The organism is Caballeronia catudaia (genome assembly GCF_001544755.2).
GTDB classification, from domain to species: Bacteria; Pseudomonadota; Gammaproteobacteria; order Burkholderiales; family Burkholderiaceae; genus Caballeronia; species Caballeronia catudaia.
The window spans coordinates 1-24,074 of the sequence record NZ_FCOF02000055.1; the positions used below are offsets into that span (position 1 = coordinate 1).

At 65.9% G+C, this 24,074-nt stretch carries 28 protein-coding genes; 17 read left to right on the forward strand and 11 right to left on the reverse strand.

The window, feature by feature from the left end; genetic code table 11:
* Positions 1-345: 345 nt before the first annotated feature.
* The gene (locus AWB75_RS32005; RefSeq protein WP_061128015.1) at positions 346-1,737 is read left to right on the forward strand and encodes a glycosyltransferase family 9 protein; all 1,392 of its coding nucleotides are present in this window, start codon (positions 346-348) and stop codon (positions 1,735-1,737) included.
* A gap of 19 nt (positions 1,738-1,756) precedes the next feature.
* Here AWB75_RS32005 and AWB75_RS32010 read toward each other — a convergent pair whose 3' ends face one another.
* Both AWB75_RS32010 and AWB75_RS32015 read right to left on the reverse strand, forming a co-directional pair.
* The gene (locus AWB75_RS32010) at positions 1,757-2,263 is read right to left on the reverse strand and encodes a CBS domain-containing protein (protein ID WP_061128016.1); all 507 of its coding nucleotides are present in this window, start codon (positions 2,261-2,263) and stop codon (positions 1,757-1,759) included.
* Positions 2,264-2,333: 70 nt separating this feature from the next.
* Entirely contained in the window at positions 2,334-2,657 is a 324-nt protein-coding gene (locus AWB75_RS32015) for a TFIIB-type zinc ribbon-containing protein (protein WP_061128043.1), read from the reverse strand.
* Between the two features lie 212 nt (positions 2,658-2,869).
* On the opposite strand from AWB75_RS32015, the gene AWB75_RS32020 reads away from it, so the two are divergent.
* Positions 2,870-3,571, forward strand: coding sequence for a carbonic anhydrase (locus tag AWB75_RS32020; protein ID WP_087087100.1), 702 nt, complete (start codon positions 2,870-2,872; stop codon positions 3,569-3,571).
* Positions 3,572-3,624: 53 nt separating this feature from the next.
* On the opposite strand, the gene AWB75_RS32025 is transcribed toward AWB75_RS32020, so the two are convergent.
* Positions 3,625-4,170, reverse strand: coding sequence for a DUF4142 domain-containing protein (locus AWB75_RS32025; RefSeq protein WP_061128018.1), 546 nt, complete (start codon positions 4,168-4,170; stop codon positions 3,625-3,627).
* A gap of 138 nt (positions 4,171-4,308) precedes the next feature.
* On the opposite strand from AWB75_RS32025, the gene AWB75_RS32030 reads away from it, so the two are divergent.
* Both AWB75_RS32030 and AWB75_RS32035 read left to right on the forward strand, forming a co-directional pair.
* The gene (locus AWB75_RS32030) at positions 4,309-4,533 is read left to right on the forward strand and encodes an FmdB family zinc ribbon protein (protein WP_061128019.1); all 225 of its coding nucleotides are present in this window, start codon (positions 4,309-4,311) and stop codon (positions 4,531-4,533) included.
* A 206-nt stretch (positions 4,534-4,739) separates the two neighbouring features.
* Positions 4,740-5,015, forward strand: coding sequence for a DUF1488 family protein (locus AWB75_RS32035; RefSeq protein ID WP_061128020.1), 276 nt, complete (start codon positions 4,740-4,742; stop codon positions 5,013-5,015).
* A gap of 48 nt (positions 5,016-5,063) precedes the next feature.
* On the opposite strand, the gene AWB75_RS32040 is transcribed toward AWB75_RS32035, so the two are convergent.
* Both AWB75_RS32040 and AWB75_RS32045 read right to left on the reverse strand, forming a co-directional pair.
* On the reverse strand, positions 5,064-5,519 hold the full coding sequence (locus tag AWB75_RS32040; RefSeq protein ID WP_061128021.1) for a response regulator: 456 nt from the start codon (positions 5,517-5,519) through the stop codon (positions 5,064-5,066).
* Between the two features lie 99 nt (positions 5,520-5,618).
* Positions 5,619-6,083, reverse strand: coding sequence for a DUF883 family protein (locus tag AWB75_RS32045; protein ID WP_061128044.1), 465 nt, complete (start codon positions 6,081-6,083; stop codon positions 5,619-5,621).
* Positions 6,084-6,447: 364 nt separating this feature from the next.
* Between AWB75_RS32045 and AWB75_RS32050 the strand changes: the two genes are divergently transcribed.
* On the forward strand, positions 6,448-7,377 hold the full coding sequence (locus AWB75_RS32050; protein ID WP_087087102.1) for a DMT family transporter: 930 nt from the start codon (positions 6,448-6,450) through the stop codon (positions 7,375-7,377).
* Positions 7,378-7,389: 12 nt separating this feature from the next.
* Here the strand turns inward: AWB75_RS32050 and AWB75_RS32055 are convergent, their stop codons facing one another.
* The 3 genes from AWB75_RS32055 to AWB75_RS32065 form a co-directional block, all read right to left on the reverse strand.
* Positions 7,390-7,923, reverse strand: a complete 534-nt coding sequence (locus AWB75_RS32055) for a cupin (RefSeq protein WP_061128046.1) — start codon at positions 7,921-7,923, stop codon at positions 7,390-7,392.
* A gap of 61 nt (positions 7,924-7,984) precedes the next feature.
* A complete protein-coding gene (locus AWB75_RS32060) occupies positions 7,985-8,191 on the reverse strand; it encodes a hypothetical protein (protein ID WP_061128022.1) in 207 nt (68 codons plus the stop codon).
* A 78-nt stretch (positions 8,192-8,269) separates the two neighbouring features.
* Entirely contained in the window at positions 8,270-8,557 is a 288-nt protein-coding gene (locus tag AWB75_RS32065) for a hypothetical protein (RefSeq protein WP_061128023.1), read from the reverse strand.
* Between the two features lie 222 nt (positions 8,558-8,779).
* Here AWB75_RS32065 and AWB75_RS32070 point away from each other — a divergent pair, with 222 nt between their 5' ends.
* The 7 genes from AWB75_RS32070 (at position 8,780) to AWB75_RS32100 (ending at position 18,026) form a co-directional block, all read left to right on the forward strand.
* The gene (locus AWB75_RS32070) at positions 8,780-9,697 is read left to right on the forward strand and encodes a LysR family transcriptional regulator (RefSeq protein WP_061128047.1); all 918 of its coding nucleotides are present in this window, start codon (positions 8,780-8,782) and stop codon (positions 9,695-9,697) included.
* 186 nt (positions 9,698-9,883) lie between these two features.
* On the forward strand, positions 9,884-12,223 hold the full coding sequence (locus AWB75_RS32075; protein ID WP_235012334.1) for a filamentous hemagglutinin N-terminal domain-containing protein: 2,340 nt from the start codon (positions 9,884-9,886) through the stop codon (positions 12,221-12,223).
* Complete coding sequence (locus AWB75_RS32080; protein WP_235012335.1) at positions 12,196-13,962, forward strand: ShlB/FhaC/HecB family hemolysin secretion/activation protein; 1,767 nt, start codon at positions 12,196-12,198, stop codon at positions 13,960-13,962. Before AWB75_RS32075 ends, AWB75_RS32080 begins: the two co-directional genes overlap by 28 nt.
* Positions 13,963-13,970: 8 nt before the next feature.
* Positions 13,971-14,618: a FecR family protein gene (locus tag AWB75_RS32085; RefSeq protein ID WP_061128025.1), complete on the forward strand. Its 648-nt coding sequence runs from the start codon at positions 13,971-13,973 to the stop codon at positions 14,616-14,618.
* 12 nt (positions 14,619-14,630) lie between these two features.
* Positions 14,631-15,005 carry a hypothetical protein gene (locus tag AWB75_RS32090; protein ID WP_061128026.1) on the forward strand — a complete coding sequence of 125 codons (375 nt, stop codon included), beginning with the start codon at positions 14,631-14,633 and terminating at the stop codon, positions 15,003-15,005.
* Positions 15,002-17,221 (forward strand): CHASE2 domain-containing protein, encoded by a 2,220-nt coding sequence (locus tag AWB75_RS32095; protein ID WP_061128027.1) that lies wholly within the window; start codon positions 15,002-15,004, stop codon positions 17,219-17,221. Before AWB75_RS32090 ends, AWB75_RS32095 begins: the two co-directional genes overlap by 4 nt.
* Positions 17,222-17,240: 19 nt before the next feature.
* Complete coding sequence (locus tag AWB75_RS32100; protein ID WP_061128028.1) at positions 17,241-18,026, forward strand: 3',5'-cyclic-nucleotide phosphodiesterase; 786 nt, start codon at positions 17,241-17,243, stop codon at positions 18,024-18,026.
* Between the two features lies 1 nt (position 18,027).
* On the opposite strand, the gene tehA is transcribed toward AWB75_RS32100, so the two are convergent.
* Positions 18,028-19,026, reverse strand: coding sequence for a dicarboxylate transporter/tellurite-resistance protein TehA (tehA, locus tag AWB75_RS32105; protein WP_061128029.1), 999 nt, complete (start codon positions 19,024-19,026; stop codon positions 18,028-18,030).
* Between the two features lie 124 nt (positions 19,027-19,150).
* Entirely contained in the window at positions 19,151-19,420 is a 270-nt protein-coding gene (locus AWB75_RS32110) for a hypothetical protein (RefSeq protein ID WP_061128030.1), read from the reverse strand.
* Between the two features lie 197 nt (positions 19,421-19,617).
* On the opposite strand from AWB75_RS32110, the gene AWB75_RS32115 reads away from it, so the two are divergent.
* From AWB75_RS32115 to AWB75_RS32125, 3 genes are all read left to right on the forward strand, one after another.
* Positions 19,618-20,061, forward strand: coding sequence for a diacylglycerol kinase (locus AWB75_RS32115; protein WP_407642188.1), 444 nt, complete (start codon positions 19,618-19,620; stop codon positions 20,059-20,061).
* A gap of 34 nt (positions 20,062-20,095) precedes the next feature.
* The gene (locus AWB75_RS32120; RefSeq protein ID WP_061128031.1) at positions 20,096-20,734 is read left to right on the forward strand and encodes a hypothetical protein; all 639 of its coding nucleotides are present in this window, start codon (positions 20,096-20,098) and stop codon (positions 20,732-20,734) included.
* Between the two features lie 166 nt (positions 20,735-20,900).
* Positions 20,901-21,221, forward strand: coding sequence for a hypothetical protein (locus tag AWB75_RS32125; RefSeq protein WP_061128032.1), 321 nt, complete (start codon positions 20,901-20,903; stop codon positions 21,219-21,221).
* Positions 21,222-21,227: 6 nt separating this feature from the next.
* Here AWB75_RS32125 and AWB75_RS32130 read toward each other — a convergent pair whose 3' ends face one another.
* The gene (locus tag AWB75_RS32130; protein WP_061128050.1) at positions 21,228-22,706 is read right to left on the reverse strand and encodes an NCS1 family nucleobase:cation symporter-1; all 1,479 of its coding nucleotides are present in this window, start codon (positions 22,704-22,706) and stop codon (positions 21,228-21,230) included.
* On the opposite strand from AWB75_RS32130, the gene AWB75_RS37430 reads away from it, so the two are divergent.
* Both AWB75_RS37430 and AWB75_RS32140 read left to right on the forward strand, forming a co-directional pair.
* A complete protein-coding gene (locus AWB75_RS37430) occupies positions 22,705-23,040 on the forward strand; it encodes a hypothetical protein (RefSeq protein WP_143746579.1) in 336 nt (111 codons plus the stop codon). The two genes, AWB75_RS32130 and AWB75_RS37430, sit on opposite strands and share 2 nt — an antisense overlap.
* A gap of 97 nt (positions 23,041-23,137) precedes the next feature.
* The gene (locus tag AWB75_RS32140; RefSeq protein ID WP_061128034.1) at positions 23,138-24,049 is read left to right on the forward strand and encodes a YihY/virulence factor BrkB family protein; all 912 of its coding nucleotides are present in this window, start codon (positions 23,138-23,140) and stop codon (positions 24,047-24,049) included.
* Positions 24,050-24,074 lie beyond the last annotated feature (25 nt).

Here is a 24,074-nt window from a genome sequence, read left to right on the forward strand (position 1 = left end):
AAGCATGAAGGGATTGAACCGAAAAACCGGACATTTCTAACGAGCCAGCCATCGGACATTTCAATTTAGCCGTGACATTATGTGTAGGTCCCAGATAGAAATGTCGCGTTTCTGCCAGATAGAAATGTCGCCTTTTAGCGTAGGTTCGCCGCCATACACCGCCAAAACCTCTCGCCACCGACACCTATAATCGATCCAACAAAATTGCCCACGAGCATTTCAAAGATTGTCGACTTATCAAAGCTTCGCGCAAATTTTTGAAATTTTGATGAGAACGGTCGACGTCCGGTGCGCCGCGGTACGCGCGCGCAATAATCCCGCTTCGGTAAATCGGCGCGCATTCCCATGATCGAACACTACGAGCAACTTCCTCAAAAATTTTACGCCGGCGAGATCGAGGAATGCTTCCGCTTTCTCGACGAACGCAACGCGCAAGACGGACACACCCCCGAACACTGGCACTGGCGCGCGGTCACGCACCTGCGTGCCGGAGATTTTCTGAAGGCGCTCGAGATCTGCTGCAACCTCACCCGGCTCTCGACGTTCAAGTTTCAGATTCATTGCCTGTATGACGTGTGCGCGCATCTCGGTCTCAAAGAGGTCGCGCTCAGCATGATCGAGTATCAGGCGATCAAGTCGTCCAGCGAGCCGTTGGTCGGCTATCTGTGGCGCGTCTACGGCTGGCATTACGTCGGCGAGGACGCGCGCGTGCTGCAACTGAGCGCCGAAGGCCTCGACACACATTCGGCGTACGTGCTCGGTCATCATCAGGGCCGCAGCGCGATGCGCCTCAACGGCATCGCCAACGGCGTCGAATTGATGCATCGCTATTGGTCGTCGCATGAAGCGCGGCGCGTACTGTTCCCGCACGTCGATGTCGAGCAGTACTGGTGCGGACAACGCGTCCTGCCGGCGCATCTGACAATCGATTCGATCGCATCGGGTTATGGCGATCAGGTGAACTGGGTGCGCTACGCCGGCGCGCTCCAGGCGCTCGGCGTGCAGATCACGTATGCCGACGGGTCGGACCGGAACTTTCGCGTCGCCATGCCCGAGGGCGAACAGGCGAAATATGCTGAGGCCCTGCGCGCGGCCGGCTTTACCGTGGCGCCCGGCGTCGCACAATGGACGGAGCCGTTCGCCCTTTTCACGTCGCTCTTTTCCGTGCTTGGCTATGCGTCATCGGAGCGCTATATCGAGCCGATCGATCCGGGCGCAGTGGATGCGCTCGTCGACGAGATCCGGCGCCGCGCGCGCGGTCGGCGCTGTGTCGGCATCTTCTGGTCGTCGTGCGAGTCGGCGAACAACTTCGCCAACCGTAGCCTGCGCCTGCCGTATCTCGACCCGCTTTTCAACAACACGGACGACATCTACTGGGTCGTCATGCAGCGCGGCTACGAGCGCAAGTGCTGGCTGAACGATCCGCGTTCGGCCGATCTCGACCGCTTCACGACGCTCGACCCGTCGATGTCGCTCGCGCAGTCGGCCGCCCTGCTCGACCGGCTCGATGAATTCGTCGGCAACGATGGCGTCCTCGCCCATCTCGCCGGCGCGCTCGGCAAGCCAAACTATCTGTTTCTCAACGGAGAGATGGCCGACTGGCGTTACGAGCGCAATCCGCACCGCACGCCGTGGTATCCGTCGACGCAGCTCGTACGCGCCCGCCGGATGGGCGACTGGGACGATGTCGTCCGCAAGCTGCGGCAGCTTCTCGCGTCCGGACACTCGCCCGGCTGAATCGCCGGGCCGCCCCGCCTCAGGCAAAACGCGCCGCGAGCGTCTGCGGGATCGCACTCCTGCGCGTGAGCGCGCAAGTCGGCAATTCGGAGCCCGCGCCTCGCACATAGGTTTCGAGCTGGTCGATGGCGAACTGCTGTTCCTCGATCAGATGCCGCACCATGTCGCCGATCGAAATCATGCCGACCAGCTTGCCGCCCTCGATCACCGGCAGATGACGGATGCGGTGCTGCGTCATCTGCGCCATGCATTCGTCGGCGGTCGTCCTCAGGCTCACGAACATGACGGGCGCGGTCATGATTTCGCATACCGTGGTCGTGCGCGAGACCTTGTCCTGCAGGATCACCTTGCGCGCATAGTCGCGCTCCGTGACGATGCCGCACACCGCGTCGCCCACCGTGACCACGAGGGCACCCACCTCGGCTTTCGACATCAGCGCGACCGCTTCGTAGACGCTCGCCTCGGCGTCAATCGTATGAACCGTGGTGTCGATCTTTGCCTTCAGGACTTGCTTCACCGTTGCCATTTGCCGTTCTCCGTTGCTGTTTCAGTTGCCGAATCGAAAAATTCGTCGATGAACCTGGCGCGAGACGCATTCAATCGAAGTCGAAAAGATCGCCGAGGAAGGATTTCTTGCGCCGCGGATGCGCGTGCTCGCCACGCGGATCGCCGTAGTGATACTGGCCGTCGCGGTGCGGGCGACGCTCGCGATCGTGTTCCCGCGCGTCTTCGCGCTCACGCCACGCGTCGCGCCTGGCTGTCTGCGCATCCTCGATGGACGCCTGCGCCGCGCGGCGAATGATCTGATCGAGTTCGCCGCGGTCGAGCCACACGCCGCGGCACTGCGGGCAATAGTCGATTTCGATGCCCTCGCGCACCGTCATCAACAGTTCCGTGGCAGGACATACGGGGCATTTCATGTCGATTCCTTTCTGATTGCTTTCAATGAACACAATCTAACGGAAGGTTCGGCATCGAAAAATGCGAGTTTTCGGGTGCGTTACTTCGGAAAATACGAAGCTGCGCGACGGGATGCCCGCAACGCCGACTTGCGATCCATCTCAAAACGCCGCAAGCTTTCGTTTTGAGACGGCGCGCGGGCGCCGTGACCGCACCACAAAGGCGACCCACCATGCACGACAAATCCACGATGAGCGAAGAACGCGACGGCGCCAAGGCGCGCGATCTCCTGTACCTGCTGCAGGGCGCCGACGATTTCAGCCGCCTGGTGTTCCCCGACAGCGAAGCGCTCTTCAAGAGCCTCGCGCATCAGCAGGCGCCGCACACGCTTTTCATCACGTGCGCGGACTCGCGCGTGTCGCCCGAAATGATCACGCAGACGCGACCCGGCGAGCTTTTCGTGTGCCGCAACATCGGCAATATCGTGCCGGCTTATGGCGAAATGCTCGGTGGCGTGTCGGCCGTCGTCGAATTCGCGGTTCTCGCGCTCAACGTGAAGCAGATCGTGATTTGCGGACACTCGGACTGCGGCGCGATGAAGGGCCTCGCGTCGGGCGCGACCATCGCTGACGAAATGCCGACCGTTCACGCCTGGCTGCGCAATGCCGAAGCTGCGCGCAGCGTCGTGATGGCGAGGAAGCTGGAAGAGGAACGCATCGTTGCGGCGATGGTCGAGGAAAACATCCGCCTGCAGTTGACGCACCTGCGCACGCATCCGGCGGTCGCGGGACATCTCGCGCTCGGCAAGTTGCAGGTGCAAGGCTGGGTGTACGACATCGGACGCGGCAAGGTCTCGGTATTCGACGAAGCCGGCGGCAAGTTCCAGTCGCTGGAGGAAGCGCGCCTGCGCATGCTGCGCGCGGGCCCGCGTTGAAGCTGGAATAGCTGGCCGCGCGCGCATTGCACGCGCGCGGTGTGCTCATCGCGTTACTGCACGCCCTTCTTCGCGGCGAGATCCTGCGCCATCTTCAGGTGCTGCTGGATGGTCGGCAGCGCCTTCTGCGCGGCCTTCTTCAGATCGGCGTTCTGGCCTTGATCGATTTCGGTCTGAAACGCCTTCACGGCTTCCTCGTGTCCCTGGACGCCGACCTTCTGGATATACGCGGCATCGAACTCCTTGCCATGCAAGGACTTGAGCGAGTCCAGCACCGCCGGGTCCGAGTTGTCCTTCGGCACCGTCACGCCGTGCGGCGCGGCCATCTTGAGCTGCATCGTGAGCTTGGTGTGGTCGATCATCATGTGATGCGCAAAGTTCTTCACGTCCTTGTCCTGCGACTGCTTCGTGGCGAGCTTGGCGGCGTCGATTTCGGTCGATCCCGCCGATGACGCCGCCTGCACGAACACCTTGTCGGTCGGCGCCAGTTCGTTGGCCATCGTCGTGCTGGCCGCCTGGGTTTGCGCGAGCGCGGAAAGCGGCAGCGCGGCGATCAGGCTGGCGGCGAGCGCCGCGCACAGATTTGCATTGCGTTTCATGAGGCCTCCGTGGGCAGTGAATGTTGCGACTTTTCAGCAATGCCGATGCCACGCCGCCGCGCGGCCGCTCACGCATCAGGCGCGCGGGATGCTTGTTACACTCGTCCATCGAGCTATCTTTCTTCCAGTGGGAGCGTCATGCCTGTCTACGATTACGAATGCGCGGATTGCGGCGCGTTCGAAGCCGTCCGCCGCATCGCCGAGCGCGATGAACCCGCCGCCTGTCCACGTTGTGGCGCGACCGCCGCGCGCGTCACGATCGGCGCGCCGAGCGTCGGCGGCTCGAGCGCGTCCGGCGCCGGCGCGGACGACGCGGGCAGCTATGGCATGTCCCATCGCGGCGGCTGTCTCTGTTGCCGCTAGCGTTTCCTTATCGTGCTGGGCACCGCCATTGCAAGGTCAGCGTGGCGTACGCCCCGTGCGGTGCGGGCGTATCATGCAAGACGACGGTGTGCGGCGCGCAAGGCCGCGCGCAGTCGAGGGCATCGCCATCGCGAGACGCGCGCTGTTGCGTATCTCGCGATGATCGCGCTTGAGCGTTTTCGAACGAATAACAGGAGGTGATAAGGATGACGGTAGAGTTCAGCGGGCGGCGTCATGTCGTGGCGGCAGCGCGTGTCGCGTTCGAGGCCAAGGTGGACGGACGCGAGGTCTGGTGCAGCGTCTCCCTCGATGCGCTCAACGATCACTTCGGCAACAGCGGGACGTCTTCGCACGATCTCCTCTCCGCGTTCGAAGGAGGACGCCTGCAAATCGAGGACGCAGCCCGGCGCGCACTCGAGCGCAATCACGGCCAGTCGGTCGAGCTGGAAACCAACGATTTCAAGGCTTCCCGAGCCACCTGACGCGCGGGCGTCGGAGCGGGCGGCGATGCATCGGCAACACCGCCCGCGTCATCGGGCATAGAAGCATTCCAATACGTCGAACATCCACCAGACCGGGCACGGCGTTCTGCAAAAGCCGTCGTATCCCGCTTCGGAAAGTGCATCGCGCGGGTCGCGTTCGGCATCCGCCGCCATCGCGATCAGCAAGTGATACTCACCATCCTTCCGGTTTTGCGTCAACGCTTCGCGCAACGCGTGCGCGAGCCCGTGATCGCGCCTGTCGCCGATGAGCGTATCGACGAACAGCACCTGCGGCCGCCACTGGCGTACGAACTGCAAGGCGGCTTGCGCGTCACCAATCTGCACGGACTCGAAGCCGCGCATCGCGAAAAGCAGCGCAAACGAATCGCCGACGTTCGATTCCGAATGCACAACCAGCACGCGCCTCGGACCGGAAACCGACACGGTATGCGGATTCCAGATTTCGTAACGCGCGCTTCGAAGATCGTACGATCGTTCTTCCATATCGGTCCGGCGAGGCGATGAACGCATGCACCGGTACCGCCAGTCCAGCAAGGTTGAGGCCCGCTTTCATCGCCCGGTTCGGCGTGCCGCCGCGCGCGGCTACCGCGCCGCGAGCAAACCCACGATGAGGCCGCCGACCGCCGCCAGCGCGATCGACTTCCACGGGTTCTCGTGAACGAAATCCTCGGTGCCTTCCTTCGCCTGGCGATAGCGGCCCGCGACGACGTCCTGCGCATCCGTCAGCACGACGCGCATGCGCCGCGGCACCGGCCGCGGAGGATGGAACTGGCTGCCCTGCCCCTCCGCCATTGCAGACGACGGTTGCGCGAGGACCGTCGGACTATCGCCGCCTTCGAGCACGCTGCCATGCACGTGATACGGGGCGTATTTCGCAGGTTTGTGCGCCGCGCCGGGCGTGAGCGGCGTCACGCTCGCGGACTGTGCCTGTCCCATGCCCGGCGAGAGCGCCGCGTCCATCGCGCTCGCCACCGTGCGGCGCGCGAGCGGCGGCTCGTCGGATGGCATCTTATGGATGGGAGATGCGCTCCCGTTTGCATTGTCCACGGCTTTTCTCCAGTTGACTGCGTCCATCGCGCTGCAAAAACATCGTTGGCCTTCCGATGACGCAAGAGTCGCGCCGAATGCACGCCCGGTCAACCCGCCCGTTTGCCGCGCATCGACCGCCATGTGGCGGCGCGGCCGTTGGCAATTTTTCTCACATAACGGTGAGAATTGCTCGTTTGCCGCGGTGTCCGCGCGCGCCTACGATGCGTGGCGTAGAGCGAAGCCGGAGCGTGTTCCGGAAGAAGCGGCGCAGCATGAGCCGCAGCGCCAGCGCTGCATCTTTCGTTTCACGCCGGGCCGAAACGTCGGCGGCCCGCGCGCCGCTACGATGGCTTCGCGTTCGACTCCTCTTGCGAAGCCCGCCATGAATCCCGTCAATCTCGCTCAACTGTTCATTCTCGCCGCGCTGTGGGGCGGCTCGTTCCTGTTCATTCGCGTCGGCGTGACCGATCTCGGCGTCGCGCCGCTGATGGCCTTGCGCGTCGGCATCGGCGCGGCGTTTCTGCTTCTGATGCTGGTATTGCGCGGCACCGCGCGGCAGGCCGTGTCGACGATGCGCGAGCGGGCCTGGCCGCTTTTCGTGGTCGGCATCCTGAACTCGGCCGCGCCGTTTTGTCTCTTCGCCTATGCGGAGCTCACGCTGTCGGCGGGCGTCACATCCGTCATCAACGCGACGACGCCACTCTGGGGCGCGCTCGTCGCCTTCTTCTGGCTCGACGACCGGCTGACGCGCATGCGTGTCGCGGGCCTCGCGATCGGCTTCGCGGGCGTGCTCGCGCTCGTATGGGACCAGATGTTCGCGCACGACGCGAGCGCCGTAGCCGTGTCGCCGCTGGCGACTGCGCTCGCCGCACTCGCCGCGCTGGCCGCGACGCTCTGCTACGGCATCGCCGCGAGCTATACGAAAAAGCATCTGATGGGCGTGGATTCGCTGACCGTCGCGGCCGGCACGATGAGCGCGGCGACGATCGTGCTGCTGCCCTTCGCGTTCGCCTTCTGGCCTGCGGGCGCGGTGTCGTTGACCGCGTGGGGCGCGGTGCTCGGGCTGGGCGTCGCGTGCACGGGCGTCGCCTACATGCTGTTCTTTCATCTCATCGCGGTGGCCGGCCCCGCGCGCGCGATCACCGTCACCTTCGTGATTCCGATCTTCGGCATTCTGTGGGGCGCGCTGTTCCTGGCCGAGCGCGTGTCGGTGGGCATGGCGGGGGCGTGCGCGATCGTGCTCGTCGGGACCGCGCTCGCGACGGGCGTCGTGAAACGCATGCCGCTGACTGGCGCGCGTGCAAAGGCGTGACACGGCCTGGCTTCAGTGCCAGTGACGCAGGAGCGGCCCGTCTTCGCCAGCGACCGGATCGCAGCGGGGAAACGGCAGTTCTTCCATCGCGCGGCGTTCCTGCTCGCTGATCGCTTCGCGGCGAATGTCCCATTGCTGGCCGGGCGGATACGCGCCGACCACCTGAAAGCGACGTCCCGCCGCCAGCAGGCAATGGCCGGTGCCGGCGGGCAGAACGAGCGCATCGCCGGCGCTGACCGCGATCACGCGCCCATGCGGGCCGCCGATGATCAGCTCGGCGTCGCCCGATGCAATGCCGAGCGCCTCGTGCGCGGTCGAATGGAAATGGTGATAGTCGAAGACGCTATCGCGCCATTGCGGCGGCCAGCCGTTCTGCGCGAACAGGGCTTCGAAGCGGCTGGCGCCATCGGATGCGCGGGCATCGATCGCGCCGCGCCACACGAGCACCGGCAGGCGCGTGTTGTTCGGCACCCAGCCGTTCGGCGGCAGCATGAAATACTCGCAGCGCGCGTCGCGCGCCAGCAAGCTCAGGGTTTGTTCAGCCATCTTGCGCTTCTCCTGATAAATCGAGGAAAAGCGCAGCAACCGGTGTTCCAGCGAGCAACGGTCAGCGGCCGTGCCAGTGTCCGCCGCCATTGCTAAAGCCGATGCCGAGCGACACCGACGGCGCCGCGTAATACCCCGGCGCGTACCCATAGCCGTACGCGGGCGCGTAGCCATATACCGGCGTCGGCGCGGGTGCGTAACCGTAAGGCGGCGCGTAGACACAACCGCCGAGTGCCGCCGCCAGCACGAGAGCGGCGGATACGCTCATCGAGCGCGCAACACGCGCCCTGCTTCGAGTTCGAGATGAATTTTTCATGATGATGTCCCGCTCCCGGAATCCCTTTGCTTACCAGTGGCGATAGCCGTAATGCCCGCCGTAATACCCGCCGTGATGCGCGTACCAGTCGCGGCGTCCCCAATAGTGATACCCATCCCAGTAGCGCTCGCCATGCCATCCGACGACGATGGCCGGCCCAGGCGCGACATACACCGGCGGCGCGGCGTACACCGGCGCGAAGGGCACGCCGACATTGATCCCGACGCTCACGCGCGCCATCGCGGCGTCGCAGGCGAGTCCTGCGGTCAGCGCAACGCCTGCGCCCACCGCGACCCCGATCAAACCCCTGGCGTTCATGTCTTCCTCTTCTGAGAAGGCCGTCACGAGCGCGATGCGATCCTGAACTCATATGCGACCATGAATCCATGTTAGCCGCGCGCATTGGGCGTTGCGTTACAAGCCCTGTAACAGATGTGAATGCTGAAACGAAGCCGCGAGGGGTGCCGTCGCCCGCACGGGTTGCGCGCCTTTGCGACGCCGTGGGATAGTTCCGGCTTGCTCGAAACGGATGGCGGGACGATGGATTTACTGCGAAGCATGAGGATTTTCGCGCGCGTGGCCGAAGCGGCGAGCTTCACGCTTGCGGCGCAGCAAATGGACATCACGACGGCGCAGGCGTCGCGCGCCGTCACCGAGCTCGAGACACATCTGCGCACGCGGCTTTTGAATCGCACTACGCGCCGCGTCGCGCTCACCGACGCCGGCAATCGCTATCTCGCCCGCTGCAAGGAAGTGCTCGAACTCGTCGATCTGTCCGAGGCCGAAGCGAGCAACGCGCAGGTCTCACCGAGCGGCGTGCTGCGCATGCACGCACCGATCACCTTCGGCCAGCACTACGTCGTGCCCGCGCTCACGCGCTATCTGGAAGAGCATCCGCAAGTGCGCGTCGAGCTGACGCTCTCGCAAAACGTGCCAGACATGCTCGACGAAGGCTTCGACGTATTCCTGCAGGTCACCACGTCCACCCTGCCCGACTCCGCGCTCGTCTCCACGAAAATCTGCTCGATGCCGAGCGTGCTCTGCGCATCGCCCACGTATCTGCAGCGCGCGGGCGTGCCGCAAGATCTCGGCGACTTGCCGAACCATGCGTGTCTGCAACTGGTGACGACATTTTTTCCCATCGACCGATGGACGTTCGAAGGCCCGCGCGGACAGGTCGAGCTGGAACTGGACCCCGGCCGGCTGCGCGTCAATTCCGCCGATGCGCTCGCCGCCGCGCTCGCGGATGGCCTCGGCATCGCGCCCTTGCCGATGCTCGCCGCGCTGCCGTGGCTGCAAAGCGGCGCGCTCGTGCGCGTGCTGCCCGAGTGGGAACTCCAGACGATGACGGTCTACGCGATGTACGCGTCGCGCCAGTATCTCGACGCGAAGATCCGCACATGGATTACGTTTCTGCGCGATTTCGTCGAAGGAACGCTCGCGAGCGAGCCTGTCTGAAGCGTCCGGATACATCGTATTCCTAATACCAATGAGCCATCCGGTGCGCGAACGCACGCCAGAGCCAGCACCGGCGCGCATTCTCTAAACGCGTAGTTGCACGCATGGTTCGGAACACTAAACTGCTTGATGGAGCGCCTGCATCGCTGCATGACGATGCGCCGCAACAGAGAGGAGTCGGCCGCCATGAACGAGCTTCCGCGCGCAAGCATCACGTCCCCCGCGCTTCGGCTTTGCACCGCCACGCTCTGCGCCGCGGCCTTCGCGCACGCGCACGCGGAGCCGACCGGCGCGCGTGTCGTCGCCGGTTCCGGCTCGGTCACGAGCGCGGGCGCGAACACGACCATCCAGCAAAACAGCAACCGCCTCGCGATCGACTGGCGTTCGTTTGGCACGCGTCCGGGCGAATCCATCACGTTCAATCAGCCGGGCGCGAACGCGATCGCGCTCAATCGCGTCACCGGGCCGCGCCCGTCGGCGCTCTTCGGCAGGCTCGACGCCAACGGTCAGGTGTTCATCGTCAATCCGAACGGCGTGATCTTCGGGCCGGGCGCGCAGGTGAATGTCGGCGGGCTGCTCGCGTCGTCGCTCAATCTGTCGACGAGCGATTTCATGAGCGGCCATTACACCTTCGCGGGCGGGCGGCGGCACTGGCACTGGCGCCGGCATGACGACGACGGCGCCGCGGTCGTCAACCTCGGCACGATCCGCAGCGCGCCCGGCGGCTATGTCGCGCTGATCGGCACGCGCGCGATCAACGCCGGCACGATCGATTCGCCCAACGGCTTTGCCGCGCTCGCGGCGGGCGAGCGCATCGCCGTCACGCTCGGCGATCACAGCATGATCGGCTTGTCGGTGGAGCGCGGCGCGCTGAATGCGCTCGCCGCCAATCACGGATTGATCGAAGCCGATGGCGGTCAGGCCTGGCTCGCCGCGAGCGCAGAAGATGCGCTCTTCGCCAATGTCGTGAACAACACGGGCGTGATCCGCGCGCGCAGCGCGGTGAACCAGAACGGCGTGATCCGGCTCGTCGCCGACACCGGCGTCGTGCAGGTCGGCGGCACGCTCGACGCGTCCGCGCCCAATGGCGGCAATGGCGGCGTCATCGAAACGGCAGGCACGCAGGTGCGCGTCGCGCCCGATGCGCGGATCACGACGGCGGCGATGACCGGGCAAGCCGGGACGTGGCGCATCGCGAGCGATTTCGTCGCGCTCGTCGGCGCGGACAATGACTTCGGAAGGCGCTTCGGCACGATCCAGAGCGCGACGCTTTCGCGCGTGCTCGAATCGACCAATGTGACGATCAGCGCCGCCGCGCCGACCGGCTTCGAACCGTTCGGCTTCGTGCTGATCGACGGCCCCGTCGCGTGGCGCGGCGCAAATACGCTCTCGCTCGCGGGGCAAAGCGGCATTCGACTCGATGCCGCCATCAGCGCGCCGCGCGGCACGTTCTCGATGACGACCGCCCGCGCCGTCACGCAACGCGCGCCGATCGAAGCAGCTCATGTCGCGCTGCAAGGCGGCGGGACGTATCGGTTGACGAATGCGGACAACCGCATCGGCACGCTCGCCGCGAACGCCGGATCGCTCATGCTCACCGATACCACGCCGCTGGTCATCGGCAGCGTCGCGGGGCTGACGGGCGTGTCGGCGGACGGCGCGGTGACGCTCGCGGCGCCATCGCTCACGCTCGCCGCGCCGGTCACGAGCCGCGCGAGCGGCACGGCCATCGCGCTCGCCGCCGCGACCTTCGACAACCGCGCGGGCTCGCGTGCGCTCGCCGCGCCCAACGGCCGCTGGATCGTCTACACCGACTCGCCGGACGCCGCCGCGTTCGGCGGCCTGCAAAGCGGCAACCTCGCGCTCTGGGGCGATGCCTACGCGGGCGGCGCCGATGCGCGCGCCGCTGCGTCTCCGGGCAACCGCTTCGCGTTCAGGGCGGTTCAGCAGGGCACGCTGACGGCGGTGAATATCGACGTGCCCTTCGACGTGCCGCGCACGCTCGGCCCGAACGACGTCACCATCGCGCTGCGCTACAACGGCGCGAACTACGGCAACGCGTTCGCGGACAGCCCGACCGTCCACGAGCCCTTCGTCTTCACGGTGTCGAGCACGGGCGCGGCGCCCGGCGCGGCGAGCGGCGAATACGCGATCACCGTCACGGCGACGGGCGGCCCCACGGGCTACAAGATCACGACGCAAGGCGGCACGCTGCGCATCGCCGGGGCGCCCACGCCGCCGACACCGCCCACGCGGCCCGTCACGCCGGTCACGCCCGTCACGCCCGCGCCACCCACGCAGCTCGTGACGCCTGAAGCGCCTGGACCGATCATCACGACGGTGGCGGTGGTGCCCGGCATTCTCGATTCCGTGCGAACCGACGCCATGAACCCCGCGCCGCTTTCCAATGCGACGCCGGGACTCCAGCCGGAATCGGCGCCGCTCGTGCAGCAGCGCACGGATTCGTCGAGCGACGGCAGCCGCCTGCCGGACGACGCATGGCCCGGTCACGTATGCCGTATGTGAGCGCGCGGCGCGTGCGACGCTCCGGCACCCACCCACGGCGGGGCCGCGTGGGGACGCGCCGGCTCGCCGTGCTGTTCGCGACGCTCGTCGCGGCGTCCGCGCGCGACATGCGTGATGCGCGGGCTCAGGCGCTGCCGAACGCGGGCAGCATCCTGCGCGAACAGCAGCAGCAAACGCCCGTTCCGCCGCCGCCGTCCGACCTGCGCCTGAACGTGACGCCCGCGCCCGAGCCTGCGCCGCCATCGGGCGCGCCGGGCGGCATCCGCTTCGAAGTGAAGGGCTTCGACTTCACCGGCAACACGCTCTTCCCGGCTGCGGAGCTGAAGGAGGTGTTGCGCCCTGTCGTCGGCGCGGATCGTTCGCTCGACGATCTCGAAGCCGCCGCCGACCGCATCAGCGCGTACTACCGCCGCCACGGCTATCTGGTCGCGCGGGCGTACGTGCCGCCGCAGCAGATCGACAACGGCATCGTGCGTATCGCGGTGAGCGAGGGGCGGTACGGCCGCGTCGATATCGACAACCGGTCGCGCACGCGCGATTCGGTCATCACGCGCTTTCTCGGGCCGCTCAAGTCCGGCGAGGTCATCGACGAGCACGCCCTCACCCGCGCGACGCTGCTCGCGCAAGACGCGGCCGGCACGACGGGCGCGAACGCGACGATCTCGCCGGGCGTGCTGCCGGGCACGTCGGACATGACGCTGCAGGTGCCGAAGGCGCGGCCCTTATCGGGCAGCGTGCAGGCCGACAACTACGGCCAGACGACGACCGGCGCCGCGCGGCTCATCGGCGCGCTGCAATGGAACAATCCGCTGGGCATCGGCGATCAGCTGGCCGCGCGGCTGCTCGGCTCGATCACCGGGCAGTTCTACGGCAACATCGGCTACACGGTGCCGGTGGGCGGCAGCGGGCTCGCGTGGGGCGTGGGCTATACGCGCTCGACGTATTCGGTCGGCGGCCAGTTCGACGAGCTCGACGCCTACGGCAGCGCCAACGTGTTCTCGACGTTCTTCAGCTATCCCCTCCTGCGCTCGCCGTCGGCGAACGTGTACACGACGCTCGGCTACGACCACAAGCTCCTGTCGGATCACATCGGCGCGTTCGATTCCGTCAGCGACAAGACGAGCGACGTCGGACGCCTCGGGCTGTCGGGCAATCTGACGCTGGAAAAAAGCATCACGACGTTCGATACGAGCATCCAGCAAGGCAACCTGCGCTTCAAGTCGCCGCAGCTGGAACAGGTCGCGTCGCAGATCGGCGGCGCGTTCACGAAGTTCGTGCTCGCGCTCACGCACACGCAGGTCATCGGCGCGCAGACGAACGGCACGCAGCTTTACTTCTCGCTCACGGCGCAGACGGCATCGCACAATCTGGATTCGTCCGAGCAGATCTCGCTCGGCGGGCCGTACGCGGTGCGCGCCTACGCCACCGGCGACGCGCCCGTCGACGAAGCGTATATCGCGACCTTCGAAGTGCGGCAAACGCTGAAACAGTCGCTCGTGCCGGTGCTCGTGACGCTGTCGGGCTTCATCGATACCGCCGACGGAAAAATCGTCGCGCATCCTGTCGTGCCGGGCACGAATCACGTGCGGCTGTCGGGCATGGGCGTCGGCGCGACGTTCGCCGCGCCGCACGACTTTCTGCTGTCGATGGCCTACGCGCACACCCTGGGCCACGTGCCGCCGACGCTCGGCACCGGCCACGCGAACCGCTTCTGGGTCGCGCTCACGAAGTCCTTCTGAGACCGATCATGATGCGCGCCCGATCCCTCCTGCTGCTCTTCCTCTTCGCGATGACCGCGCATGCGGCGCGCGCCGAGCCCGTCGCGACGATCACCGCGCTCGTCGGCAATGTCGCGATCCAGTCGGCGGGCGGCGCGCAGCGCGTGGCGGCGGTGGGCGGCGGCATCGACAACGGCGACACCGTGCAGACGGGCGTCGGCTCCGAAATCGTGATGATCTTCACGGACAAGCAGCGCGTGTATCTCAAGCCGGGCTCGGTGTTTCGCGTCGACGACTTTCACTATGCGGCGAGCGCGCCGCAGGAAGACCGCAGTTTTCTGTCGCTCGTGAAGGGCGGGCTGCGCGCGGTGGACGGGCTCGTCGCAAAAGAAGGCAAGCCCGAGAACTATCGCGTGAAGACGCCGACGTCGACCATCGGCATACGTGGCACCGAATATTCCGTGACCGACTGCGCGAACCTGGAGCCCGGCGGCAACGCGGATTGCAAGGGCGATCAGATCGTCGTCTACGACGGGCAGATCGTCGTCATCAATCAGGTCGACAGGCAGATCGTGCGCGCGGGCGAAGGCGCGATCGTCATCAGTACGCGGCTGCCGTTTCGCGTGCTGCCGGCCTCGCGCGTGACGCCGGTGCTGCCGTCGGCGGCGTGCCGTTAGCGGCAAGCCGCGATGCGCGCGCACACGAGCCGCGGCACGAACCGCCCGCACGCCGCGCACGATGCCGGCGCGTCGCGTGTCCGGGAAGCCGCCGCGTCCTTCTGTCTCGACACGCTCGCCGCCGTGCTCACCACCGTCCTCATGTTGATCGCGGCGTCCTCGGTCAGGACGGGCGCGCTGCTTTTCGCGCTCGCGCACTGGAAGCGCGGCACCGCGTATTCGATCCTCACGCATATCCGCGCACGCAACGAAGCACCCGGCGTGGAAATGGGGCGCGTGACGGTGGCGCTTGCTCCCGCGCGCGCCGCGCGCATGCACAAGTTCGTCGCCCGCGTGCTGGCCGCGCGGCTGGTCGTCGCGAACGAACAGATCCGGGCCGCGCAATGAGCGCGCGCGCGCCCTTCGCGTTCGTGCTGAAGCGCTCGGGGTTGCGCTGGGCGCTGGGGCTCGCGATCGTCGTCGCGCTCGCGGGGCACGCGCTCGGGCGCTACGACCTCCGTTTCGCCGATTCGCTCGACGCGATGATCTACGACGCGAAGGTGCGCCTCTTCATGCCGCGCACGACGGACCCGCGCATCGCGATACTCGACATCGACGAGAAAAGCCTCGCCGAACTCGGCCGCTGGCCGTGGGATCGCGCGCGCATGGCGGAGCTGGTGAATGCGCTGTTTGCGCGCGAGCATGTCGCGGTGCTCGGCTTCGATATGGTGTTCGCGGAACCCGACGCGAGCTCGGGTCTCGCCGTGCTCGACGAACTCGCGCGCGGCGCCCTCGCCGATAACGCCGCTTACCGCCGCGCGCTCGAAGGACTCGCGCCGCGCCTCGACTACGACCGGCGCTTCGCCGATGCGCTGGCGGGCCATCCCGTCGTGCTCGGCTATTACTTTTCGAATCAGGATGCATCGAGCGGCGCGATCGGTGCGCCTGTCATGAACGAGCGCGCGTTCGGCACGCATCCTTTCACGCTCTTCGACTGGACGAGCTACGGCGGCAACCTGCCCGTGCTGCAAAAGGCGGCGCGACGCGCGGGCTACTTCAATCCGGTGATCGATTTCGACGGTTCCGTGCGCCGCGTGCCGCTCGTCACCGCTCACCGCGAAGGCGTGTACGGCGCGCTCTCGCTCGAAGTGATCCGCGCCCTCTTCGGCGACGCCGCCGTCACGCCACGCTTCGACGATCCCGCCGCCCCGCTATCCGGCCTCGCGCTAACGACGCCGCGCGGCACACGCGTGATTCCCGTCGATGAAAACGGCGCGGCGCTCGTGCCGTATCGTGGCGCGGCGGGCAGCTTCCCGTACTACTCCGTCGCCGATGTGCTCGCGCGACGCATTCCGGCGGGCGCGCTCGCGGGCAGGATCGTGCTCATCGGCACGACGGCGCCGGGATTGATGGATCAGCGCACGACGCCCGTCGGCGAGGTGTATCCGGGCGTCGAAGTCAACGCGAATCTGATCGGCGGCATGCTCGACGGCACGATCCGCTTCAGGCCGCCCTTCGCTGCGGCGCTGCAGGCGCTCGCGCTCGCCGCCGCCGGTCTCGCGATGATCTTCCTATGGCCGTGGCACGCGCCCGCCCGTGCGACGCTCTTCGGCGCGATCCTGTTCGCCGCGATCGTCGGGGCTGATTTGTACGCGTTCGCGCGGCTCGGCTGGGCGATTCCGGTGGCGTCGCTGCTGCTCGCCGTGCTCGCGCTTTACGTGCTGAACATGTCGTACGGTTATTTTGTCGAGGCGCGTGCGAAGCGCCATTTCGCCGCGCTTTTCGGGCAATACGTGCCGCCCGAGCTCGTCGAGGAGATGAGCCGCAGTCCGGAGGACTACAGCATGGCGGGCCGCCGCGCCGAACTCACGGTTCTGTTCTGCGACGTGCTCGGCTTCACGGCGATCGCCGAAACGCTGGAACCGGAGGCGCTCGCGCGCCTGATGAACGAGTATCTCGGCACGATGACCGAGGTGATCCGCGCGCATCGCGGCACGCTCGACAAGTACATCGGCGATGCGATCATGGGTTTCTGGGGCGCGCCCGTCGACGATCCGGATCACGCGCGCCATGCGGTCGCGGCGGCGCTCGGCATGCGCGCGGCGCTCGTCGATCTGAACCGCACGCTCATGGCGCGCGGCTGGCCGACCTTGTGGATCGGCATCGGCATCAATACCGGGCCGATGACGGTCGGCGACATGGGCTCGTCCGTGCGCAAGGCGTACACCGTGATGGGCGATGCGGTGAATGTCGCGGCGCGGCTCGAAGGACTGACGCGGCATTTCGATATCGACATCATCGTCGGCGAGGCGACGCGCGAGCAGGTGCCGGATATCGTGTTCCGTGAAATCGACCGCGTGCGCGTGAAGGGACGCGTCGCGCCGATCGCCGTGTTCGAGCCGCAGCCGCCGCACGAACATGCCGATGCGCTCGCGCGCTGGCACGCGGCGCTCGCGCACTATCGCGCGCGCGAGTGGAGCGAGTCGGAAACGCTACTCGCGACGCTCGCGGCGCAGTATCCTGAGCGGCAGGTGTACGCGCTTTACCGCAAGCGTATCGACGCGCTGCATGGCGTCGAGCTTCCCGAGGACTGGGACTGCGTGAGCGCATTCGATGTCAAGTGAGCTCGTCGGGCGGGCCATCATGAACGTTCGGGTACTGGGCTGTAGCGGCGCCATCGGCAGCGGCACGGATGCCGTGGGCGATCCGGGCGGCACGACCGCGCTGCTCGTCGATGACGACATTCTCATCGATGCCGGCACGGGCGTCGCCGTGCTCGACGATGACGCGTTGGCACGCATCGATCATGTGTTTCTCACGCATTCGCATCTCGATCACATTGCGTATCTGCCGCTGATGATCGATGCCGTCGGCGATGCGCGCGGCGCGCCGCTGACCGTTCACGCGAGCCGCTCGACGTTCGGTATCCTGCAGGCGCATATCTTCAACAACCTGATCTGGCCGGACTTCACGCGCATTCCATCGCCCGAGGCGCCGGGCGTGCGCTTCGAAGCGCTGGAGGTCGGGGAGTGTTTCACGCTGAACGGGCGCACCGTGACGGCATTGCCGGCGCGGCATGCGGTGCCGTCGATGGGCTTCGCGGTTTCGAGCGGCGCTGCGTGCCTCGCTTTCAGCGGCGATACCACGACGAATCCGGAATTCTGGGCTGTGGTGTGCGCGTTGCCGGGGTTACGACATGTGATCGTCGAGACGGCGTTTCCCGATGCGCAGATCGCGACGGCGCACGCAGCGCATCACTATTGCCCGCGGCTCATCGCGGACGATTTGCGTGGCATCGAATTGAAGGCGGAGTTGCTGATCTCGCATTTGAAACCGCCGCACGGCGCGCAGATTCTGGAGCAATTGCGCGCCGCGTTGCCGGGTGTTCGTTTGCGGGCGTTGCGGGCGGGAGAGGTTTTGAGCCTGTGATTCAACGCGATGCCGTTGCTGATCGCGCGACCATCGTGACGTTCAGCAGATTGCCGCGCACCATCGCCCTCACCGTCCCCACGATCAAACCCCCGATCACCACATTGGCGACGACGAACGCCACCGGCGCGATCCATTCCATCGGCCCCGTTGCGCCGCGCTCGAGCATCCGGATCGCCATCGTCGGCAACGCGGCTGCGCCGAAGCTGAAGGCCCAGTACGAAGGCGTGAACGCACGCTGACGAATCCACGGCACAAGGCGCGCAAGCATCATCGCCTGATAGAGGCCATAGCCGAGCAGCATGTAAGCGAACGTGTCCGGCACGCCGTGCGTGATCGCGAGATACGACACGCCTCCGACGACCGGCGGCGCGAGTTGAATCCCGAGACTCGGGCGCAGCGCGTCGGGCAGCGGCTCGTGCACGGCCGCGCGATGCAGCACGACCGATTCGATCGCGAGCCACGAAAACACGCCCGCACCGAAGAACAGCATGCCGAGTTGCGTGAAGCCGAGACCGGCCGCCGCCGTGCCCGCGACGAAGCTCGGCGCGACCGTCGGCAAATAGACGGCGGGTGTGGTGAGTTCGGGCTTGCGCCCGCCCTGCCAGAAGCGTCCATGAAGGTAGGCGCCGAGCGCGAGCGAACTCGCCGCGCCGATTGCGAAGAGTGCGATGGCGAGTTCGCGCGAATACGCTTGCACGGCTTGCGCGGCGAGCATCGTCGAAACGGGTGCGAGCGCCGCGAACGACGACTGCACCGGATGACGCATTTCTTCGATCGCAGCATCCCGCTCGACGAGCCACTTGCGTCCGTACGCAGCGAGCACCGCGAGCCACACGACGAGCGCCACCGCCGTGAGCAACGTGGGCGCGGCATCGGGAATCGCCCACGCATGCGCCGCCGCGCGCCATGCGCCCGCGAACGCGAGCAATCCGACGGCGATGCCGATGAATGCCACCGGCATCGGCGCGCGATTATTCGTACCATTGTTGCCGTTCATTGCCCTTCTCCCTGAAGTCCGTCGAGCGCGGTGCGCTCTCGTTGCGTCGTTGGAGAAAGCTTAGTGGCGACGGCCTCGCGCGCGAATGTCGCAGCGTCTCGTTCGGCTGCTCGCGCGTCTCATTTCACTCGCCGCCGCGCAGCTTCACCGCGATGTCGTGCCAGTCGCGCACCGCCAGCTTCAGTTCGCGGCCAAGCCCGGGATCGAGCGCATCGAGACGCGCCCACAAGTCCGCGAGCACTTTTTCGCGCGCTTCGTAGACGGCCGCCGCCGCGAGCTTGCTCGCGCCCGACAGACGCGATTCGGCATCGACGCACTCCATGTAAAGATGCGCGAGATGCGGATCGGCAAGCTCGACAGGACGCAGATGAACGGCGGTAAAACGTGACTTCATGTGAATTCCCCGGAATCTCTTTGTATTTGTCGATGTGCGCGAGCGCGCGATGCGAACGCTCGTGCCGCATCGTTTGCGTGCCAGTATGAAGGCGCGCCGATCGGCGTGACAAGGCCATTTGCACGCTTTACGTGTTCTTCCGACCGGCAAACGTTTTCGACCGGAAGCATGCTTTGCGCGTCGGCCGGAGCGGTAACATGGTCGACATGAACCGGTCAACTTCGAGTCCCTCGCGGGCGTCTCCGAGCGATACGCACGCCAAACGCCGCGGCCTCCTGCGCGGCGTCTTCGCGCTGCGCCATTCATGGGCGGGCCTCGTCGCGACATGGCGCGAGGAAAGCGCGTTTCGTCAGGAAGTGTGCATCGCGGCGGTGCTGTTGCCCGTCGCCGCATGCGTTCATGTGAGCGCGGCGGAACGCGTAATGCTTGCCGGGTCGGTGCTGCTGGTGCTGCTCGTCGAACTGATCAACTCGAGCATCGAGGCGGCGATCGACCGCATCTCGCTCGAACGCCACGAACTCTCCGGACGCGCGAAAGACTGCGGCAGCGCGGCGGTGACCATCGCGCTCGTTATCGCGGCGATGACGTGGACCGTGATCTGCGGCCCGCTCGCGTGGCACTGGCTGCGGGCGCATCTGTAGACCGGTATTGAAAGACGCACTCGACGGAGGCGTCATGAGCGCTTCGCTTCATCGTGCGTGGCCCGCCGCGGCGGATATCGTGATGATCCCCGCTGCCCTCTTCGCGCTCGCCGTCGTCGAACTATTCCATCCGCATCCGCGCGAGTTGATGCAGCTCGACGTCAATGTATGGCTCGCCGTGCATTACGCGCAGATTCCGCTCTTCGCGCTCGCGGCCATCGCCATTGCTGCGCTCGTGCGCGGGCTGCCCGGCATCGCGCCGATGGTCTGCCGCATCGCCCTCTTCGTGTTCGCGACGAGCTACATCGCGTTCGATACGGCGGCCGGCGTCGTCATCGGGATCTTCGTCGGCGCGGCGCGCGCATCCGGCGACGTCAACGCGTGGCGCATGGCGATCGAGACGATCTGGACGCATCCCATCGTCGGCAGCGCGCCGACGCTCGCCTTGCCGCTGCTCGCCGTGCTCGGCTCGACTGCGTTGAGCGTGGGCGCGGCTGCGGCCGCCGTTGCGTTGCGCGAGACCGGACGTTCGTGGCCGCCGCTCCTGCTGCTCGTGATCGCGAGCTTCGGCATCGCGATCTTCAGGACGCATGCATGGCCGGGCGGCCCGCTGACGTTCGGCGGCATGGGCATCGCGGCGGCGTGGCTGTCGTGGGACGCGCGGCGCGGCTGAATCGCGATCAGTTCGATACGAACGCATCGATGGGCCGCGTCGGCGAGGACGTCATCGTTCGCGCGTCGGATCGAACGAAAAAGCGACACGCGTAACGGCGGCAAGGAATAATAGGCGGCGGATTTCGCGCCTCCGATAGAAGCTTAAGAAAAAGGAGTTCAAGCAGATGAATCGACTTTTCCGCTCGTGCCTTCCTGCCGCCGCCGCGCTCATGCTTGCCGCGTGCAGCACGCCCGTCGAATTTTCGGCGAGTGCGAATCCGCCGCCCTGGAACGAATCCGGCGACGCCGACTTCAGCGGCATGGACAACTCGATGTCCGCATGCAAGGCCGCCGCGAAAAAAGCCGGCCCGGGCCAATGCACGCAGGTGCGCGCCTACGAGGCCTGCATGAAGGGCAAGGGCTACATCACCGTGCTCGGCCCGGAAAATCCGCCGAACTGCGGCCAGCCCGAATGGGAATCGGATGTGCGCAAATGGCTCAAGTGAGCGGGGCTACTTGCGGTTCGCCATGCGCATGAACAGCACGTAGAGCAGCGCGCCCGCCGCCGCGCCGATCAGCCAGCCGAGATTGTTCGGCGGCAGGAGCTTGAGCATCTGCGTCGAGAGCTCCCAGCCGACCGAAATGACGCCGGCGACGATCAACGCCGCGAGGCCGACCTTGTTCCAGCCGCCGTCGTAATAGAAGCGTCCGCCGGGCTGCATCGTGTAGAGATCGGCGGTCTTTACCTGCTGGCGCTTCACGAGGTAATAGTCGGACATCATCACGCCGTACATCGGCGCGAGCACGGCGCCGAACACGCTGACGAAAATCGTGATCGCCTTCGGGCTGTCGACGAAGATCCACGGGCACACGATCACCGCGAGTATCGACGCGATCAGGCCGCCCTTCTTGAAATCGACATGCTTCGGAAAGAGATTGGCGATGTCGTAGGCCGGCGAGACGAAGTTGGCGACGATATTGATGCCCATCGTCGCGATGATGAACGTGATGCTGCCGATCGCCACCCACACCTTGTTCTCGATGCGCGACACGATCTCGACCGGGTCCATGATCATCGTGCCGAAGACTTTCTCGCTGCCCGCCGTGACGATCACGGTGATGATCGCGAACGCGACGAAATTGAACGGCAGCCCGAGGAAATTGCCGACCTTCATCTGCCGCTCGCTCTTCGCGAAGCGCGAAAAGTCGCCGAAATTCAGCAGCAGCGCGGCGAAATAGCTCACGACGAGAAGAGTCGCGTTGATCATCGCGTGCAGTTGCTCGTCGCCTGACAGCACTTTGCCCGAAAGCGTGAGGTTCAGGCTGCCCAGGCCCGCGCGATACAGAATCCAGCCCATCAGCACGAACATAACGACATACACGGCCGGCCCGCAAAAATCGATGAACTTGCGGATGATCTCCATGCCGCGCTGAAAGATGATGAGCTGCAAGAGCCACATGAAAAGAAAGCTGACCCAGCCGAGCATGTCGAGCCTGAGAAAGCTCGTATCGCGCCACGCCGCGACCGATGGCACGAACAGGAGCAGCAGCGTCGCCACGGCCTTCGACGCGAAATACGTCTGCACGCCATACCACACGATGCCGACCACGCCGCGAATCAGCGCGGCGATATTCGCGCCCATCACGCCCATCGAGACGCGCGCCATCACCGGAAACGGAATGCCGTGTCTGAGGCTCGGCTTGCCGACCCAGTTCATCAGCACATACACGATCAGAATGCCGATGGTCAGCGCGAGCAGCACCTGCCAGCCGGAGATCCCGAGCAGAAAGAGACTCGCGGCGAAGGTATAGCCGCCGACGCTGTGCACATCCGACATCCACATCGCGAAGATGCTGTAGCCGTTCCAGGTGCGCTTCGCGCGCGGCACGGGAGCGAGATCGTGGTTGTAGAGGCGCTCGTCGGCGTTGACGATTTCGGCGTCGGCGCCGAGTGCGGCGTCGGCGGCGGAGGTCGTGTGGGATGCGGCCATGTTGTCCTCCAGTGCCTTCGGCGGGCGCGAGTTATCGATCAAGATTAGTGCATCAAAAACCGGAGGTGAAACAAACACGTCCCGCGTTTTTCGGCCATTAAAGTCCGGCCGTGCGGCTGCCGTTATGTGCATCATGAGAAAAAGACGCCTTCACTCCCGCGACCTGAACGACGCCTTCGCCGCCGCAGCCGAGGCGCTCGCGCTCTTTTGCCGGCTGCGCAACATCGACACTGCCGACCTGCCCGCGCGCGAAGTCGACATCATTCTCGACCTCGCGTTCGAGGAAGCCGCGCAGCAGGCGGCCGCGCGCAGCGAAGCCCGTCGACCGGGCTGACGCGCCTTTTTTGCAGGCTTCCCGTGCGGCGCGCGCCGATGGGCGCAGAATTTGCTCGTCCAGAAAGGATGCGCAGCGCCCGCGCCGCGGAGGTGCCATGTCGAAGATTCTCGGCCCGGTTCTGGGCCCGCAGGTGAAAAGCGTCGTGAGACATCCGCTCGGCTTCGCGATGCGCACGTTCAAAGCCTTTCGCGCCAACCAGGGCTTGCTGCTCGCGGGCGCCGTTGCTTACTACGCGCTGCTCTCGATCGTTCCGCTTCTCATCCTGATTGTCATCGTGCTGTCCAAATTCGTCGGACAGCAGGCCTTGCTCGACACGCTCACGCATCTGCTCGAATGGCTCGTGCCCGGCCAGGCGCGCGCGATCGTGGACGAACTGGCGAACTTTCTCGCGCATCGCGCGGTGCTCGGCTGGTTCCTGCTCGTCACGATGATCTTCTTCTCCTCGCTCGCCTTCACCGTGCTGGAGAACGCGATGTCGGTGATCTTCGTGCATCGCGTCGCGATCCGCCGCCGGCATTTTCTGCTCTCGGCGCTCCTGCCTTACTGCTACATCCTGTTTCTTGGCGTCGGCATGCTGATCGTCACGCTCGTGTCGAACGGCTTGCAGGCGATGGGCGCGAACAACATCGACCTGCTCGGCGTCGAGGTGTCCCTGAAAGGCGCGTCGCGGCTCCTGCTCTATCTGCTCGGCGTCGCGGGCGAGGTCTTCGTGCTCACGTCGATCTATCTGGTGATGCCGGTCGGCAGGCCGTCCCTGCGGCTCGCGCTGCTCGGCAGCGTGACGGCCGCCGTGCTCTGGGAAATCACGCGGCACGTGCTCGTGTGGTACTTCGCGACGCTCTCGCAGGTGAGCGTCGTGTACGGCTCGCTGACGACATCGATCGTCGTGCTGTTCAGCCTCGAAGCGCTCGCGACGCTGCTGCTCTTCGGCGCGCAGGTGATCTCCGAATTCGAGCGCTTCGGCATGGAAGGCGATGCGCCGCCGAAGCCCTTCACCACGGACTGAAGCGGCGCAGCGTGTTTTCGCGATG